At 67.8% G+C, this 16,371-nt stretch carries 10 protein-coding genes and 1 pseudogene; 4 read left to right on the plus strand and 7 right to left on the minus strand.

Annotated elements, in window-relative coordinates; all coding sequences use genetic code 11:
* Positions 1-287 precede the first annotated feature (287 nt).
* The 3 genes and pseudogenes from QMZ26_RS03550 to QMZ26_RS03560 all read right to left on the minus strand — a co-directional run bounded on the left by QMZ26_RS03550 (position 288) and on the right by QMZ26_RS03560 (position 8,037).
* Positions 288-3,362, minus strand: a complete 3,075-nt coding sequence (locus QMZ26_RS03550) for an efflux RND transporter permease subunit (RefSeq protein WP_079221607.1) — start codon at positions 3,360-3,362, stop codon at positions 288-290.
* Positions 3,359-6,817: pseudogene (locus QMZ26_RS03555) on the minus strand (efflux RND transporter permease subunit); the annotation flags it as partial. The pseudogene QMZ26_RS03555 and the gene QMZ26_RS03550, both read right to left, overlap by 4 nt.
* Positions 6,818-6,879: 62 nt before the next feature.
* Positions 6,880-8,037 carry an efflux RND transporter periplasmic adaptor subunit gene (locus QMZ26_RS03560; protein WP_283220598.1) on the minus strand — a complete coding sequence of 386 codons (1,158 nt, stop codon included), beginning with the start codon at positions 8,035-8,037 and terminating at the stop codon, positions 6,880-6,882.
* Positions 8,038-8,243: 206 nt separating this feature from the next.
* Between QMZ26_RS03560 and QMZ26_RS03565 the strand changes: the two genes are divergently transcribed.
* On the plus strand, positions 8,244-8,633 hold the full coding sequence (locus QMZ26_RS03565; protein ID WP_108746511.1) for a c-type cytochrome: 390 nt from the start codon (positions 8,244-8,246) through the stop codon (positions 8,631-8,633).
* A 9-nt stretch (positions 8,634-8,642) separates the two neighbouring features.
* Positions 8,643-9,104 (plus strand): cytochrome c, encoded by a 462-nt coding sequence (locus QMZ26_RS03570; protein WP_079221603.1) that lies wholly within the window; start codon positions 8,643-8,645, stop codon positions 9,102-9,104.
* Positions 9,105-9,288: 184 nt separating this feature from the next.
* Here QMZ26_RS03570 and QMZ26_RS03575 read toward each other — a convergent pair whose 3' ends face one another.
* The 3 genes from QMZ26_RS03575 to QMZ26_RS03585 all read right to left on the minus strand — a co-directional run bounded on the left by QMZ26_RS03575 (position 9,289) and on the right by QMZ26_RS03585 (position 12,714).
* The gene (locus QMZ26_RS03575) at positions 9,289-11,172 is read right to left on the minus strand and encodes an ATP-binding cassette domain-containing protein (RefSeq protein ID WP_283220599.1); all 1,884 of its coding nucleotides are present in this window, start codon (positions 11,170-11,172) and stop codon (positions 9,289-9,291) included.
* A 116-nt stretch (positions 11,173-11,288) separates the two neighbouring features.
* Entirely contained in the window at positions 11,289-11,666 is a 378-nt protein-coding gene (locus QMZ26_RS03580; RefSeq protein WP_200733489.1) for a hypothetical protein, read from the minus strand.
* Positions 11,667-11,811: 145 nt separating this feature from the next.
* Positions 11,812-12,714, minus strand: coding sequence for a LysR family transcriptional regulator (locus QMZ26_RS03585; protein ID WP_200733490.1), 903 nt, complete (start codon positions 12,712-12,714; stop codon positions 11,812-11,814).
* Positions 12,715-12,816: 102 nt separating this feature from the next.
* On the opposite strand from QMZ26_RS03585, the gene QMZ26_RS03590 reads away from it, so the two are divergent.
* Together QMZ26_RS03590 and dbpA are read left to right on the plus strand one after the other, a co-directional pair.
* Positions 12,817-13,896 carry a YeiH family protein gene (locus QMZ26_RS03590; protein ID WP_200733491.1) on the plus strand — a complete coding sequence of 360 codons (1,080 nt, stop codon included), beginning with the start codon at positions 12,817-12,819 and terminating at the stop codon, positions 13,894-13,896.
* 227 nt (positions 13,897-14,123) lie between these two features.
* Complete coding sequence (gene dbpA / locus QMZ26_RS03595; protein WP_283220600.1) at positions 14,124-15,500, plus strand: ATP-dependent RNA helicase DbpA; 1,377 nt, start codon at positions 14,124-14,126, stop codon at positions 15,498-15,500.
* A 78-nt stretch (positions 15,501-15,578) separates the two neighbouring features.
* On the opposite strand, the gene QMZ26_RS03600 is transcribed toward dbpA, so the two are convergent.
* Entirely contained in the window at positions 15,579-16,118 is a 540-nt protein-coding gene (locus QMZ26_RS03600; RefSeq protein WP_079221597.1) for an adenine phosphoribosyltransferase, read from the minus strand.
* Positions 16,119-16,371 lie beyond the last annotated feature (253 nt).

Below are 16,371 nucleotides of genomic sequence, written 5' to 3' on the forward strand. Positions count from 1 at the left end.
CCCGGCGCTACCGGTCACGCAATCCGTAGCGCCCGAGCCCATGCTCGGGCGGCGCCGCAAGGCGGCAAAAGGTAGAGGCCAACCTTGGTTGGCACCGCCCGGCCCAGCGGCTTCGGTAGCGCCCGAGCCCATGCTCGGGCGGCGCCGCAAGGCGGCAAAAGGTAGAGGCCAACCTTGGTTGGCAACGCCCTGCACGGCAGGAAAAAAAAAGGGGAGACCGCCCCACTACGACCGGTCTCCCCCCACCACAACACGTTGTCGTGCCCGATAGTCGAGCAAGCTCGACGCTATGCGGCCGTTGCGGCCGCCTTGTCCAGGCCGCGCGCGCGCCGGATCAGGCGTGTCACCGCACTGCGCAGGTCATCCAGCACCGCGTAGATGGTCGGCAGGAACAGCAGGCTGACTACGGTGGAGAACGCCAGGCCGCCGGCAATCGCGCGCGCCATCGGTGCGTACTCCGGGCCATCGCCGAACATCTGCGTATTGGTGAGCGAGATCGGCACCATCGCCAGGATCGCCGTTCCCATCGTCATCATGATCGGCCGCAGGCGCTCGCGTGAGCCCTCCACCAGCGCCTGGGTGCGGCCCATGCCGCCGCGCCGCAGGTTGTTGATGTGCTCGATCATCACGATGCCGTTGTTCACCACCACGCCCATCAGCACCAGGATGCCGATGAAGGACATGATGCCGAACGAGGTACCGGTGACCCAGAACAGCCAGAACACGCCGAAGATCGAGAACAGCACGCCACTCATGATGGCCGCCGGGAACAGCAGCGACTCGAACACCGCCGCCATCACCACGTAGATCATCACCAGGGCGATGAGCAGGTTGAACACCATCTGCTGCATCGCCTCGTTGTCGTTGCCGTAGTCACCGCCATCGAAGGTGAAGCCATAGCCGGCGGGGAAGCTCATCGGCTTGAGCACCGCTTCGATCGCCTTGCGGCCATCGGGCGCGGTGATCTTCTCGGCCAGGTTGGCCTTGATGGTGAGGGTGGTCTGGCGGTTGGTACGGCCGATCTGGGTGGCCGACGAACCCACATCGACGCTGACCAGGCTCAGCAGCGGCACGCTGCGGCCATCGCCGGTGCGCACGCTGTAGCTGGCCAGGTCTTCCGGGCTGCTCTGCTCGGCACCGGCGAAGCGCACCCACACCGGCACTTCGTTGTCGCCACGACGGAACTCGCGCAGCGGTGCACCGCGCAGGGCCAGGCCGACGAAGCTGGCCACCTGCTCGGCATTGAAGCCGAACGCTGCGGCGCGCTCGCGATCGACATGCACCTTCAGTTCACCGCCCTTCTCGCCGTTGTCGATGCGCACGTCGCGCAGCTCCGGGCGCTGGGCCAGCAGCGGCAGCACTTCCTGGCCGATCTCCTGCAGCATGCTGCTGGAATCACCCACCAGCTGGACCTGCACGCCCTGGTTGCCACCGCCATCGCCGCCCTGGTTGCCGATGAAGTAATCGGCGCGCGCCGACTTCGGCAGGCCCTTGCGGATCTCTTCCTGCAGCGCCTTGATGTCCTTGGCGTACTTCTCGTCGATGGTGACGGTGGTCGAACCACCTTCCTGTTCGCTGTACCAGGAATAGACCTGCTGCACGTGCAGGCGCTCGCGGTTCTGTTCGACCCAGGCTTCAACACGGCCGACTTCCTCGGACATCTGCCGGTAGGTGTAGGCGCCCTTCCACATGTACCCGATGAAGACGTCCTTGCCGCCACCGCCGCCGAACATGTCGACCTTGGTCAACTTCATCGGCACCAGGCTGACCAGCACCACCAGCACGATGCCGAGCAGGCTCCAGCCGCGATGGCGCAGCGACCAGTCCAGCAGGCGGGCATAGTGGCGCTGCAGCCGCGCGATCACGCCGGTCTGCGAATGCAGCAGCTTGGGCGTGGCCATGCGCGCGGACAGCATCGGGATCAGGCTGACCGCCACCAGCCACGAGGCCAGCAGCGAGACCGAGATGGTGATCGCGATCTGCGCCATGAAGATGCTGATGTTGTTGGTTTCGCCGAACAGGTTGGGCACGAACACGATGCAGTGGCACAGGGTGCCGGCACTGAGCGCGATGGCCACGTTGCGGGTGCCGATGATGGAGGCCAGGCGCGGCTGCCCCGGCATGCGCTCGCGTTCCTGGTAGATGCTTTCCACCACCACCACGGCGTTGTCCACCAGCATGCCGACGGCCAGCAGCAGGCCCATCATGGTCAGGATGTTCAGCGTCACCCCGGCGAAGTACATGAAGCCCAGGGTGATGGTGAAGCAGATCGGGATCGCCAGGGTCACCATCAGCGTGGACGGCCAGTGGCGCAGGAAGAAGAACAGCACCGTGACCGACAGGATCAGGCCGACCGCACCGGCTTCGGCCAGTTCCAGCAGCGAGGAGGTAACCGCCTTGCCCTGGTTGTCGATCACCTTGATCTGCACGTCACGCATCGAGTCCTGTGCGCGGATCGCCTCGACTTCGGCCAGGGCAGCGCGCGAGACATCCACCAGGTTGGCGCTGCGCTCCTTGAAGATGTCCAGGCCGATGGCCGGGTTGCCGTCCAGGCGGCGCCCGTAGTTCATGCGCGCCGGCTTCAGGCGCACCTCGGCGATGTCCCCCAGGCGCAGGCCCTTGGCGTTGATCACCAGGTCACGCATTTCCTGCAGGTCGGTGATCTCGCCCACCGGCTGCACGCGCACGCGCTGGCCGTTGTCGTTGATCTGCCCGGCCGAGATCGAGAAATTCAGCGTGCGCAGGCGGTCGCTGAGTTCGTTGATGCTCAGGCCATGCGCGCTGAGCCGGTCCGGATCGATGGCGATCTCGACCTCGTTCGGCGGCGCACCGGTGATGTCCACGCGCGCCACGCCCGGGATGCGCTCGATGCGCCGCTTGAACTCGCGGTCGAGCATGTCATAGGCGGCGGTCAGGTCGGTGGCGCTGGCCAGGCGTACCTTCAGCACCGGCTGGTCGCTGCTGGACCACTTGAACACGTTGTAGCGCTGCAGGTCGTCGGGCAGGTCGCTGCGGATGGCATCGATGCGCTCGCGTGCATCGGAGGCCGCGATGGCGATGTCACGGTCCCAGTCGCTGAACTCGATGAAGATCGAGGCGGCTTCGGACGTGGCCTGCGAGCGCATGCGCTTGATGCCGGTCATCGTCGCCAGCGATTCCTCCACCGGGCGGATGATGGTCCGCTCCACCTCTTCCGGGGTCGAGCCGGTATAGGGAATCTGCACGAACAGGAACGGCGCGGAGATGTCCGGCAGCGCCTCCAGCGGCAGCCGGAACGAGGCGATCAGGCCCACCACCACCAGCGACACGAAACACATGATGGTGGTGACCGGGCGGCGGATGGAGAACTCGGCGACGCTCATGCCGGTTCCTCCGCGCCGCCGCTGGGGCCAGCCTCGGCAGCGTGCAGACCTTCGCCGGCATGCTTGCGGCCGCGTTCACGGTAGTAGGCATCGCCACGGCGGTCCATCAGGTCGTACACCACCGGGATGACCAGCAGGGTCAGCAGAGTCGACACCAGCAGGCCGCCGATGACGGTGATCGCCATCGGTGCGCGCACCTCGGCGCCCTCGCCCATCGCCACCGCCAGCGGCAGGAAGCCGAACAGGGTGCACAGGGTGGTCATGATGATCGGCCGCAGGCGCGAACGCGCACCTTCCACCAGCGCCTCGTGCTTGGCCACACCAGCCTCGCGCAGCTGGTTGACCTTGTCGATCAGGATGATCGCGTTCTTGGTGACCAGCCCGACCAGCAGGATCAGGCCGATGAACACCACCACCGAAATGGGCTTGCCGGTCATCAGCAGCGCCAGGATCGCGCCGACCAGGGCCAGCGGGATGGTGAACAGGATGACGAACGGGTGCAGCAGCGATTCGAACTGCGAGGCCATCACCAGGTAGACCAGGAAGATGGCCAGGCCGAAGGCGAAGATCAGCGACTTGGCAGCCTGTGCCAGCTCCTCGCCCTGGCCGCCGATGTGCAGGCCGACGCCGGCGCCGAGCGGCTGCTCGGCCACCATCTGCTGCACCTCGCGCATGGCCGCGCCCAGGTCGATGTCGCGCAGGTTGGCCGACACCACGGCCACGCGGGTCTGGTCAGCGCGATGGATCTCGCTGGGGCCGGTGGTGGCGACCACATCGGCCACCGCATCCAGGGTGACCGGACGACTGCTGCCCGGGTTCACGATCAGGCGGCGGATGCTGTCCACGCTGGCACGGTCCCCCTCCTGCGCACGCACCAGCACATCGATCTTGCGATCGCGGAAGCTGTAGCGGGTGGCCACGTCGCCACGCACCTTCTTCACCACCACATCGGCGATCTGGCGGGTGGTCAGGCCCAGTGCACCGGCGCGTTCCTGGTCGAAGCGGATCTGGATTTCCGGGAAACCCTCTTCCACCGTCGACTTCACATCGGCGTAGTGCGCGTTGCTGCGCAGCAGGGCTGCCAGGCGCTGGCCGGCCTGCTCCAGGGTGGCCATGTCCTGCCCGCGCAGCTCGATTTCCAGTGGCGTGGAGAAGCTGAACAACGCCGGGCGCGCGAAGTCGACCTGGGCACCGGGGTGCTGGCCCATGGTGTCACGCAGGCGCTCGGTGATCTCCGCTTCGGTGCGTGCGTTGCCGCCGCCTTCCATCACCACGGTCAGCTTGCCGATGTTTTCGCCGCTCTCGGTCGGGCTGGCATCCAGCCGCGTGCCGCTGCCGCTGACGCCGTACAGCGAAGCCACGCCTTCACCCTGGCCGTGTGCCAGCTGCAGCTCGCGCACCAGCGCATCGGTCTGCTTCAGCGGCGTGCCGGCAGGCAGCTTCACCGTCATTTCGAAGCGGTCCTGGGCCAGCTGCGGAATCAGATCGGCACCGAGCATCGGCACCAGGGCCATGGTGCCGACAAAGGCCAGCGCGGCCAGGCCCAGCACCTTGCCGGGATGGGCAAGCGCATTGGGCAGCAGGCGCAGGTAGCCACGCTCGGCACCGGCATAGGGCTTCATCGCGATGTCGCTGGCCTTGCGCATGACCGGCCCGACCACGGCGACCACGCCGCGCCACAGGCGCACCACCAGCCAGGCCAGGGCGAAGAAGCTCCAGCGCACGCTGGCCACGACGCCACGACGGCCCAGCGCGACCGGCTTCTGCCAGCGGCTCTGCGGGTGCCACGGTTCGGCAGCGGCTTCTTCCGGGAAGGCCAGCGGCGGCCGGCCCTTCAGCGAGCTCAGCATCGGGATCAGGGTCATCGACACCAGCAGCGAGATCGCGATGGCAATGGCCACGGTCAGCGCCTGGTCGCGGAACAGCTGGCCGGCGATGCCATCGACGAACACCAACGGCAGGAACACCGCGATGGTGGTCAGGGTGGACGCCACCACCGCCATGCTCACTTCGCGGGTACCGACGATGGCCGCCTGCAGGATGCCCAGGCCACGCTCGCGCGCCTTGGCGATGCTTTCCAGCACCACGATCGAATCGTCCACCACCAGGCCGGTGGCCAGCGCCAGGCCGCCCAGCGACATCACGTTCAAGCTCAGGCCGAGCTGGCCCATGAAGAAGAACGTGGCGATGATCGAGACCGGCAGCGACAGGCTGATCACGAAGGTGGACCAGCCATCGCGCAGGAACAGGAAGATGATCAGGATGGCCAGCAGGCCGCCGATCACCGCGTCCTTCTTGACGTCACTGATGGCGTGTTCGATGAAGCGCGACTGGTCCTCGATGGTGGTCAGTTCGGCATCGCCGGGGAAGGTGGACTTGATCTGTTCCAGGCGCTTGCGCAGCGCTTCGGCGGTGGCCACGGTATTCGCGTCGCCTTCCTTGTAGATCGCCAGCTCGACCGACTCCTTGCCACCCAGGCGGATGATCGCCTCGCGCTCCTTGTAGCCCTGGCGCACGGTTGCCACATCCTTCAGGCGTACCGGCACGCCGTTGGCAACGACGCTGGAGCCGCCGCCGGAGGAGGCGCTCTGCGCCGCCGACGCCGCAGCGACGGCCGCTGCAGAACCGGTGGACGCAGCGATGTTGAACATCTGCTGCAGGGCCGAATCGGCCGCGCTGCCGTTGGACGACTGGGTGGTGACCAGCAGGTTGCGGATCTCTTCCAGATCGGCGAACTGGTTGACGGTGCGCACCAGGAAGCGCTGCGAGCCCTCCTCCAGGCGCCCGCCGGAAATGTTGATGTTCTCTTCCCTCAACCGCTTGATGACGGTGTCGATGGGCAGGTTGAGCTGGGCCAGCTTCTGCTGGTCGATGTCCACCTGGATCTCGTCTTCCAGGCCACCGCCGACCTTCACTGCAGCCACGCCGGTCACCGGCTCCAGCTTCTTCTTCAGGTCTTCGTCGGCATAGCGGCGCAGGCCGGTCAGTTCGCGGATGGCGTCCTCATCGCTGGTCGGCGCCGCCTTGGTGGACAGCACCAGGCGCATGATCGGCTCGGTGGACGGGTTGAAGCGCAGCAGCACCGGGGCCTTGGCCTCCAGTGGCAGGTTCAGCGCTTCCATCTTGTCGCGCACCTCCAGGCTGGCCTGGTCCATGTTGGTGCCCCAGGCGAACTCGAGCACCACATCGCTCTGCCCGGTACGCGAAACCGACTTCAGCTTGCGCAGGTTCTTGACCACGCCCACGGCTTCTTCCACCGGCTGGGTGATCAGGCTTTCGATTTCGGTCGGTGCCGCACCGGTGTATTCGGTGCGCACGGTCAAGGTGGGATAGCTCAGGTCGGGCAGCAGGTTGACCTTGAGGTTGCCCAGCGCGATCAGGCCGAACAGCAGCAGCGTGACCGTGCACATGGCGATGGTGACGCGGCGGCGGGTGGCGAATTCCACCAGGCCGCCGCGCAGGCCGGCAGCGGCGCCATCGCCGCCCGGCGAGGCACCGTGGTCGTGTCCCGGGGCGCTCATTGCTGGCTCCCGGCCTTGTCTGCGGATTTACCGGCGGCCACGGTGGCCGGCTTGGCCTTGGCAGCCTTGGGATCGGCGATGACCTGCACGGCGGTGCCGTCGCGCAGGGCGACCTTGCCGGCGGTGACAATCCTGTCGCCGGCGGCCAGGCCTTCGCGGATCTCCACCCACGGACCTTCGGCATAGCCCAGCTTCACCGGTACGCGCGCCACCTTGCCTTCGCGCACGCGGAACACCGCCGGCTCGCCGTCGTCGAGGATGGCCAGGCGCGGCACCACCAGGGCGTCGGCGCGCTGGTCGTAGTCGATGCGGATGCGTCCGAACATGCCGGGTTGCAGCGCGTGCTCGGTGCCGCTGAAGGCGCTGACCACGCGGAACGTGCCGCTGCCCGAATCGACCACCGGCGCGATGCGGTCGACGGTGCCGGTGAAAGTCTTGCCCGGCAGCGCATCGGCCGAGAGCACGACCGGCTGGCCGGCGCGCAGCGTCGCCAGTTCGCGCTCGGGCACGTTGAGGGTGGCTTCCAGCTGGGAGTTGTCGACGATGCGGAAGATCGGCGTGTTGATCTGCACGAAGTTGCCGGTCTTGATCGAGCGCGAGGCGATCACCCCGGAGATCGGCGCCACCACCGTGGTGTAGGACAGTTCCAGCGTCGCCAGGCGGTACTGCGCGCGCATGTTTTCCAGGTCGTAGCGCAGCTGGTCGACGTCGGAGGCACTGACCATCTGCTGGCCGACCAGCTTCTGTGCACGCTGGTAGTTGTTCTCCAGCTTGCGCATCTGCGCTTCGCTCTGCGCCACGGCCAGGCGCGCACGGTCGGGGTCCAGGCGCACCAGCGGCTGGCCGGCGGTCACCCGCTGGCCCTCCTCGACCAGCACCGCCAGCGCCACGCCGGAGGTCTTGGCCACCACCTGCGATTCGGCGCGCGGTTCCAGCGCAGCGGTGCCGGTGTAGCTGGCTGCCACGGCGCGGTGGCTGGCCGCGGCCACTTCCACCGGGACCGCGTCGACCTTCTTCTCGTCCTTGGTTTCGGCCGCCTTGGCTTCGGAATTGGGGCCCGCGGCGCAACCGCCCAGCAGCAGGGAGGTGGAGATCAGCAGGGCGGCGGCACAGAGTCCAGTGCGGCGGCCGGGCAGGAAGGTTGGGTGCGACATCGTCAGATCCCTGGAGGATGCGTGGGCAGGTGTGGTAGCAAAGTAATGCACCACTTCACGGCAACACCATATCCCAAAGGTCATGGTGCCTTCACGCCGCTGGTCGGCCCGCCCCCATTTCAGCTAGATGAAACCTGAGGCTATACTCGGGTCGTTCCGTACCCCACGCCGGAACGACCAGACCCGAATCCCCGGATAACGACATCATGCGCCCGCAGCCGCTCGCCGCTTGTCTCGCTCTGGCCGTCCTCCTGCCCCTCGGGGCCGCCGCACAGCCCGCTCCTGCTCCTGCAGCACCCGCCCCGGCTCCGGCCCAGGCCACCCCGCCCGCTGCCGCCGCTCCGGCCGGCAACTTCGATAATGGCCGGGTGCTGGCCTACACCTGCCAGGGCTGCCACGGCATCACCGGTTACAAGAATGCCTACCCCAGTTACCGGGTACCGAAGATCGGTGGCCAGACCCAGCAGTACCTGACCCAGGCCCTGACCGAGTACCGCCAGGGCAAGCGCCGGCATCCGACGATGCAGGCGCAGTCGATGAGTTTCAGCGAACAGGAGATCGCCGATCTCGCTGTTTACCTGTCCACCGTCAAGTAAGGCCCGCCCATGTCGAAAGCCGCGCATACGATGCGTCACGCCATCGCCCTGTCCGTTGCCCTGCTGCTGGCGGCCTGCTCGCAGTCGCAGGTGGAAAGCAGTGAAAAATCGGCCGGCGACCCTGGCCACGCCAGTGGCGAACACGGTTCGTCGTCCTCGGCCGGCCTGCCGCCAGGCCGCGAGGCAGCCGGTGAAGCCCGCGCCAAGGTGAAGGGCAAGGCGACCAACCAGAGCTGCATTGATTGCCATGGTGCCGACGGCAACGCGCCGATCGACCCGACCTACCCCAAGCTGGGTGGCCAGTACGGCGATTACCTGGCCCATGCCCTGCAGGCCTACCGGGCCGGCGACCGCCAGCATGCATTGATGACGCCGCAGGCGAAGGACCTGAGCGACCAGGACATCGCCGACCTGGCGGCGTACTTCGGCAGCCGGCCGAGCCAGCTGCGGGATCTGCACGGGGTGAAGTGACCCCGGCATTCCGGTGGGTGCGGACCGTTGGTGGTGGGTGCGAACCGTTGGTGGTGGGTGCGGACCGTTGGTGGTGGGTGCGGACCGTTGGTCCGCACTGACGGACCCATCCACGCATGGCGTGGATCTACCCGGCGTCGGCGTCGGTAGGTGCGGACCGTTGGTCCGCACGAATCCCGCGCAATCAGCCTTCCAGCTCTTCCCAGCGCGCGTAGGCGGCATCCAGCTCGGCCTGCACCTTGGCCAGCTGCTGGGTGTGCGCGGTCACTTCGGCACTGCTGCGGGTGTAGAACGACGGGTCGTTCATCGCCGCGGTCAGTCCTTCGACATCGCCTTCCAGCTTCTCGATGGTCTTGGGCAGCTGTTCCAGCTCGCGTGCTTCCTTGTAGGCCAGCTTGCGCTTGGGTGCAGCCGGCGCCGCAGCCGCCGTAGCGGCCGGTGCAGCAGCGGCCGGCTTGGTGGCGGGCGCAGCGGCAGGCGCGGCCACGCTGGCCGCATAGCGCTGCCAGTCGGTGTAGCCGCCCACGTATTCGCCAATCACGCCATCGCCTTCCATCACCAGCGTGGAGGTCACCACGTTGTCGATGAAGTCACGATCATGGCTGACCAGCAGCAGGGTGCCGGTGTATTCACCCAGCAGCTCTTCCAGCAGCTCCAGGGTTTCCACGTCCAGGTCGTTGGTCGGTTCGTCCATCACCAGCAGGTTGGATGGCTGTGCGAACAGCTTGGCCAGCAGCAGGCGGTTGCGTTCACCACCGGACAGGCGGGTGATCGGCGCGCGCGCACGCTCGGGGGTGAACATGAAGTCCTGCAGGTAGGCATGCACGTGCTTGCGCTTGCCGTTGAACTCGAGGAAATCGCGGCCTTCGGCCACGTTCTCGATCGCGCTCCAGTCTTCGCGCAGCACCGCACGGTACTGGTCGAAATAGGCGATCTGCAGGTTGGTACCGGCGTTGACTTCGCCCTTGGCCGGCTGCAGTTCGCCCAGCAGCAGCTTCAGCAGCGTGGTCTTGCCGCTGCCGTTGGGGCCGATCAGGCCGATACGGTCGCCACGCAGGATGGTGGTGGTGAAGTCGCGGACCATGGTGCGCTCGCCGAAGGCGAACGAAACATCCTTGACGTCGATGACCTTCTTGCCGGAGCTGACGCCCTGCGCCGCTTCCATCTTGACGTTGCCGCTGAGGTCGCGGCGCTGCGAACGCTCGTTGCGCATCGCCTTCAGGCGGCGAACGCGGCCTTCATCGCGGGTGCGGCGCGCCTTGATGCCCTGCCGGATCCAGACTTCTTCCTGCGCCAGCAGCTTGTCGAAGCGGGCGTTTTCCTGGGCCTGCGCATTGAGGCGTTCCTCCCGGCGGCGCTCGTAGTTGGCCCAGTCGCCCGGCCAGCTGGTGACCTGGCCGCGGTCGATCTCGACGATGCGGGTGGCCAGTGCGCGCAGGAAGCGGCGGTCATGGGTGACGAACACCACGCTGCCGCTCCAGCCCTTCAGGAACGCTTCGAGCCAGTCGATGGCTTCGATGTCGAGGTGGTTGGTCGGTTCGTCCAGCAGCAGCACATCGGGGCTGGACACCAGCGCGCGGGCCAGCAGCACGCGGCGCTTCATGCCGCCGGACAGGCGACCGAACTCGGCCTCGCCATCCAGGTCGAGCTTGGTGAGGGTTTCGCTGACGCGCTGGTCCAGGCCCCAGCCGTTGGCGGCGTCGATCTTGGCCTGCACGTTGCCCAGGGCTTCGCCATCGAAGACCTCGGCATGGCTGAGGTGGTGGAACTCGGCCAGCCACTGGCCCAGTTCGCCCAGGCCATCGGCCACGACGTCGAACACCGAGCCGGCAGCGCCATGCGGCACTTCCTGCTCCAGGCGGGTCACGCGGACGCCCTGCTGCACGCGCACTTCGCCGTCATCGGGCTTGTGGTCGCCGGACAGCAGCTTGAGCAGGGTGGATTTGCCGGCGCCGTTGCGGCCGATCAGGGCGATGCGTTCGCCCGGCTCGATCGACAGTTCGGCCTTTTCCAGCAACAACGGGCCGCCGACGCTGAAGTCGACGTTCTGTAGGGTAATCAGAGGCATCCCGCCATTGTACCGGTTGCCGGGCCTGCCTGGCGGCGACCGGACCGGTCGAGTCCAGCGTGCTCTACTGCCCGCCCTGCCCCGGCGGCCTCACCCGGCGCCCATGCAGCGACGGATCAGGCTGCCGCTTTGATCTTCCTGACCGCTGGGGTCAATGCAAAGCAGTCTTCCAATGGCTCCCCCTCGAGCGCCCAGTACTCGATCAGATCGCGGTGCTGGTGACGGTCCCGGGAGAGCGCAGCAAGCACGGCGGCGATGCTGCCATCCGCAGGTCCCACGCCCGAAGACAGCAGATCGTTGCTCACATCAAGCGCCAGGAGCATCAATTCATCCCTGACGTCAGGCGGATAGCCGCCGGTGTGATACGCCGTCATGTATCGATCCAGCCACGCCCTGGTTCGATACTCCTCAGGGAGTTCGCAGGCCCAGTCCTGGGTAAATTCATTTCCCGGCGGCAGGCCAAGATCGATACGGATCCTGTCTACCGGGCGCATCTGCCATTCCATTGTTTCGCCTGCCGCGCAAAGGTTGGAGAGGGAAGAAGGTGTTTTCCCTGCAACGCGAAGTCGTTGACCAGTACCTCAAGCCACCCAGGGAACACATCAGTCTCACGATGGTAAAGCAGCTTTCAGGATCCAATCACTGCTTCATTGCCTCCGGGTACCGCTGGGCCACCTCCCCCAGCAACGCCTGCAGGCCCGGCAGCCATTGCTTGCCCGGGTGGCGTACCAGCCACAACGTGCGTTGCAGGGCGGGCAGCGGGGTCTCCAGCACGCGCAGGCGGCCCAGGGCCAGCGGCTCTTCCAGCGCGTGACGCGACAGGCAGGCCACGCCGAGGCCGGCGATGGCGGCCTGCTTGATGGCTTCGGTATTGCCCAGCTGCAGGGTCTGGGCGAAGCCGTGCAGGTGTGGCAGCAACGCCTGTTCCACCGCTTCACGGGTGCCGGAACCTGGCTCGCGCAGCAGCCAGCGGGCGCCGCGCAGTTCGTCCAGTGACCAGCGCGCGGGCGCGTCGGCGGCAGCCACGATCACCAGCGGGTCCTGCTGCCACGGGGTCACCTGCAGGCCACGCTCGTGGCACGGGCCCTCGATCAGGCCGGCGTCCACGTCCAGGCGCTGCACGGCGGCGACCACGCCCGCGCTGTTGTCGATGCGAAGGTCGACCTCGGCCTGGGGGGCCTGCCGCAACAGCGCGGCAATGCGCGGCGGCAGCAGGTAATTGCCGATGGTGGTACTGGCGGCCAGCACCAGCCGCAGCGGCGCGCCCTGGCCGGGATCGCCACCGGCAGCGAGCTGGCGTTCCAGATCGGCGGCGTTGACCAGCAGCGCACGGGCCGGTTCCAGCAGGGCGCGGCCATGGCCGTTAAGGGCCAGGCGGCGACCAATGCGGTCGAACAGCGGCGTGCCGAAATGGGCCTCCAGTTCCTGCAGGGCGGCGCTGCTGGCCGACTGTGAAAGCGCGATCGCCTGGCCGGCGGCGGTGGTGCTGCCATGGTCGGCAATGGCCACGAAGACCTGCAGCTGGCGCAGCGTCAAGCGCATGGCGGTTACCTGCTAGATAGGTAGGTTTCAAGCATATTATTCGTTTTACGGGTCGCTCGGGCACGCGCAGTCTGTACGCATCTCCTCGGCCCCTGTCCCGCCATGAACGCCTCCACCCTGTCCCCCTGGTCCCTGCCCGCCCTGCGCCAGCGCTGGCAGCCGCGCCTGCCCGGCCTGCTGCTGGTGGGCCTGGTGGCGGCGGCATCACTGTCTCTGGCCGAGCTGCCCTGGCTGCAGGCCCATGGCCTGAGTGCACTGACCGTGGCCATCGTCGCCGGCATCGTGGTCGGCAATACGTTCTACCCGCGGCTGGCGCCGGGCAGCGCAGCCGGTGTCGGCTTTTCCAAGCACTGGCTGCTGCGCGCCGGCATCGTGCTGTATGGCCTGCGCCTGACCTTCCAGGACATCGGCCATGTGGGCGTGGCCGGCGTGGCGATGGATGCACTGGTGGTGGCCAGCACCTTCGGGCTTGCGTGCTGGCTGGGCGTGCGTGTTTTCAGGATGGACCGTGAGGCGGCGATGCTGATCGGCGCCGGCAGCGCCATCTGCGGCGCGGCGGCGGTGATGGCCGCCGAGCCGGTGGTGCGCGGGCGGGCGGCCCAGGTCACCGTGGCGGTCTCGACGGTCGTGGTGTTCGGCACGCTGGCGATGTTCCTGTACCCGGCGCTGTATGCACTGGTGCAGTCGCATGGCTGGCTGGCCATGGACGCGCGCCAGTACGGGCTGTTCACCGGTGCGACCGTGCACGAGGTGGCGCAGGTGGTGGCCGCTGGCCGCGCGGTGAGCGAGTCGGCCGCCGATACCGCCGTCATCACCAAGATGGTGCGGGTGATGCTGCTGGCGCCGTTCCTGGTGGTGCTGTCGCTGTGGCTGGCACGCGGCGGCAAGGCAGCGGCCGATGGCAGCGCGCCGCGCATCGTGGTGCCGTGGTTCGCGTTCGGGTTCGTGGCGGTGGCCGGTTTCAATTCGCTGCATCTGCTGCCGGCGGGTGTGCAGGCCGGGCTGGTGCAGCTGGACACCGTGCTGCTGGCGATGGCGATGGCCGCGCTGGGCCTGACCACGCATGTGTCGGCGCTGCGCCAGGCCGGGTTGAAGCCGCTGCTGCTGGCATCGATCCTGTTCGCGTGGCTGCTGCTGGGTGGGCTGGCCATCCACCAGGGTGTGCTGGCGGTGCTGGGCTGAGCGCCGGGGCGATGCCATCCACGCATGGCGTGGATCTACTGGATCGCGGTAGATCCACGCCATGCGTGGATGCAGCCCCGCCCCGGTAGATCCACGCCACGCGTGGATGCAGCCCCGCCCCGGTAGATCCACGCCACGCGTGGATGCAGCCCCGCCCCGGTAGATCCACGCCATGCGTGGATGAAGGCCCGGAGCGGGACCGGCCCCGCGCACAGGTACAATGTGCCATGACTGACTTTTCGACCCTGCCGCTGAGCCCGGCCCTGCAGCCCGGCCTGGACGCCCTCGGCTATACCACTCTCACGCCGATCCAGGCGCAGAGCCTGCCGGCGATCCTGGATCGCCGCGATGTGATTGCACAGGCGCCGACCGGCAGCGGCAAGACCGCCGCCTTCGGCCTTGGCCTGCTGCAGGCCATCGACCCCAGCCTGATCCGCGTGCAGGCGCTGGTGCTGTGCCCCACCCGCGAACTGGCTGACCAGGTTGCCAAGCAGATCCGCAAGCTGGCCACCGGCATTCCCAACGTGAAGCTGCTGCTGCTGGTCGGTGGCGTGCCGCTGGGCCCGCAGCTGGCCTCGCTGGAAGGCCATGATCCGCACGTGGTGGTCGGCACCCCCGGCCGCGTGCAGGAGCTGGCCCGCAAGCGCGCCCTGAACCTGGGCGCGGTGCGCACCCTGGTGCTGGACGAAGCCGACCGCATGCTGGACATGGGCTTTGAAGAGCCGATCCGCGAGATCGCCGGACGCACCCACAAGGAGCGGCAGAGCCTGCTGTTCTCGGCCACCTTCCCCGACAGCATCCGCGAGATCGCCCGCGACCTGCTGCGCGACGCGGTGGAAGTGACCGTGGAAGGCGCCGACCAGGCCCCGGCCATCCGCCACCTGTTCTGCGAAGTGGAACCGGCCCACCGGCAGAAGGCGCTGGCCGGCCTGCTGCTGAAGTACACGCCGGAATCGGCGGTGGTGTTCTGCAACACCCGCAAGGACGTGGACGAGGTCGCCAACTCGCTGCAGCAGTTCGGGTTCTCGGCGCTGGCCCTGCATGGCGACATGGAACAGCGTGACCGCGAGGAAGTGCTGCTTCGCCTGGCCAACCGCAGCTGCAACGTGCTGGTGGCCAGCGACGTCGCCGCGCGCGGCCTGGACGTGGAAGAGCTGGCAGCGGTGATCAACTACGAGCTGCCCACCGACGTGGAAAGCTACCAGCACCGCGTGGGCCGTACCGGCCGCGCCGGTGCCAGCGGCCTGGCGATCAGCCTGGTGGCCGGCCGCGAGAAGACCCGTGCCGAGGCGGTGGAAGCCCATATGGGCCAGCCGCTGGACTGGCAGAAGACGCCGCTGGCGACTTCGCGCCCGGCCGAGCTGCCGCAGGCGGCGATGCGCACCCTGCGCATCGATGGCGGCAAGACCGACAAGCTGCGCGCAGGTGACATCCTCGGCGCGCTCACCGGTGATGCCGGCCTTTCGGCCAAGCACATCGGCAAGATCGCGATTTTCCCGACCCGCTCCTACGTGGCCATCGCCCGTGAGCAGGTCAACAAGGCTGTCGCGAAGCTGGAAGCCGGCAAGATCAAGGGCCGTCGCTTCCGCGTGCGGATGATGTAACGGTCAAGGTGTGCGCCGGGCATGGCCCGGCGCTACCTGCATGCCGTGTCTAGCGCCGGGCCATGCCCGGCGACGCCATCAGAACACCAGTTCGGTGTGCAGCGGCAGGCCGGCTTCCCAGCGGGCGCGGCCACCCAGGCCGTCCAGCTCGACCAGCACGCCGGCACCCACCACTTCAACGCCCAGGCGGCGGACCAGCGACAGCGCGGCGCCCAGGGTGCCGCCGGTGGCCAGCACGTCATCGATGATGGCCACGCGCGCACCGGCCGGCAGCGCGTCTGCATGCACTTCGATGCAGTCGCTGCGGTATTCCAGCGTGTATTCCTCGCGCAGCACCTTGCCCGGCAGCTTGCCCGGCTTGCGCACCGGCACGAAGCCCACGCCCAGTTCCAGCGCCATGGCGGCGCCCAGGATGAACCCGCGCGATTCGATGCCGACGATGGCATCCAGCTGCTGCCCGCGCCAACGGTCGGCCATGGCCGAGATCGCGCCGCGGAAGTCTTCGCCGTGGGCCAGCAGCGGCATGATGTCCTTGAACAGGATGCCGGGCTTCGGGAAATCGGCGATATCGCGCAGGCGCGAAGCCCAGGCGGGGACGGCCACGGTGGCGTCGGTCATTGCAGCTACCAGCTTGTATGGCGGCATAGGGTAACCGGTTCGCCCCTGCCCTGCCCGTTCCCGGCACCACCGCGCCGCTGCGTTCCACCCGTGGCGGCCTGGCGTCACGCCAAAATCGCACACACGTGCGATAATCGCCCTAACCGGTCATTCACCCAGCCTGCGTCATAAGCAGGCCGACGCCTGCCCGCCGCCATGGCCCGCAGCCGCCCCGGATGCCGACGGCCCCCGCCACGCCTGGCGCGCGCGGGGC

Source organism: Stenotrophomonas sp. PFBMAA-4 (genome assembly GCF_030053215.1).
Taxonomy (GTDB): Bacteria; Pseudomonadota; Gammaproteobacteria; order Xanthomonadales; family Xanthomonadaceae; genus Stenotrophomonas.

What these genes read in the sequence shown, in the direction of transcription:
- QMZ26_RS03550 (WP_079221607.1), bottom strand. Translation starts at nt 3,362, where the DNA reads ATGAGCGTCGCCGAGTTCTCCATCCGCCGCCCGGTCACCACCATCATG.
- QMZ26_RS03560 (WP_283220598.1), bottom strand. Translation starts at nt 8,037, where the DNA reads ATGTCGCACCCAACCTTCCTGCCCGGCCGCCGCACTGGACTCTGTGCC.
- QMZ26_RS03565 (WP_108746511.1), top strand. Translation starts at nt 8,244, where the DNA reads ATGCGCCCGCAGCCGCTCGCCGCTTGTCTCGCTCTGGCCGTCCTCCTG.
- QMZ26_RS03570 (WP_079221603.1), top strand. Translation starts at nt 8,643, where the DNA reads ATGTCGAAAGCCGCGCATACGATGCGTCACGCCATCGCCCTGTCCGTT.
- QMZ26_RS03575 (WP_283220599.1), bottom strand. Translation starts at nt 11,172, where the DNA reads ATGCCTCTGATTACCCTACAGAACGTCGACTTCAGCGTCGGCGGCCCG.
- QMZ26_RS03580 (WP_200733489.1), bottom strand. Translation starts at nt 11,666, where the DNA reads ATGCGCCCGGTAGACAGGATCCGTATCGATCTTGGCCTGCCGCCGGGA.
- QMZ26_RS03585 (WP_200733490.1), bottom strand. Translation starts at nt 12,714, where the DNA reads ATGCGCTTGACGCTGCGCCAGCTGCAGGTCTTCGTGGCCATTGCCGAC.
- QMZ26_RS03590 (WP_200733491.1), top strand. Translation starts at nt 12,817, where the DNA reads ATGAACGCCTCCACCCTGTCCCCCTGGTCCCTGCCCGCCCTGCGCCAG.
- dbpA (WP_283220600.1), top strand. Translation starts at nt 14,124, where the DNA reads ATGACTGACTTTTCGACCCTGCCGCTGAGCCCGGCCCTGCAGCCCGGC.
- QMZ26_RS03600 (WP_079221597.1), bottom strand. Translation starts at nt 16,118, where the DNA reads ATGACCGACGCCACCGTGGCCGTCCCCGCCTGGGCTTCGCGCCTGCGC.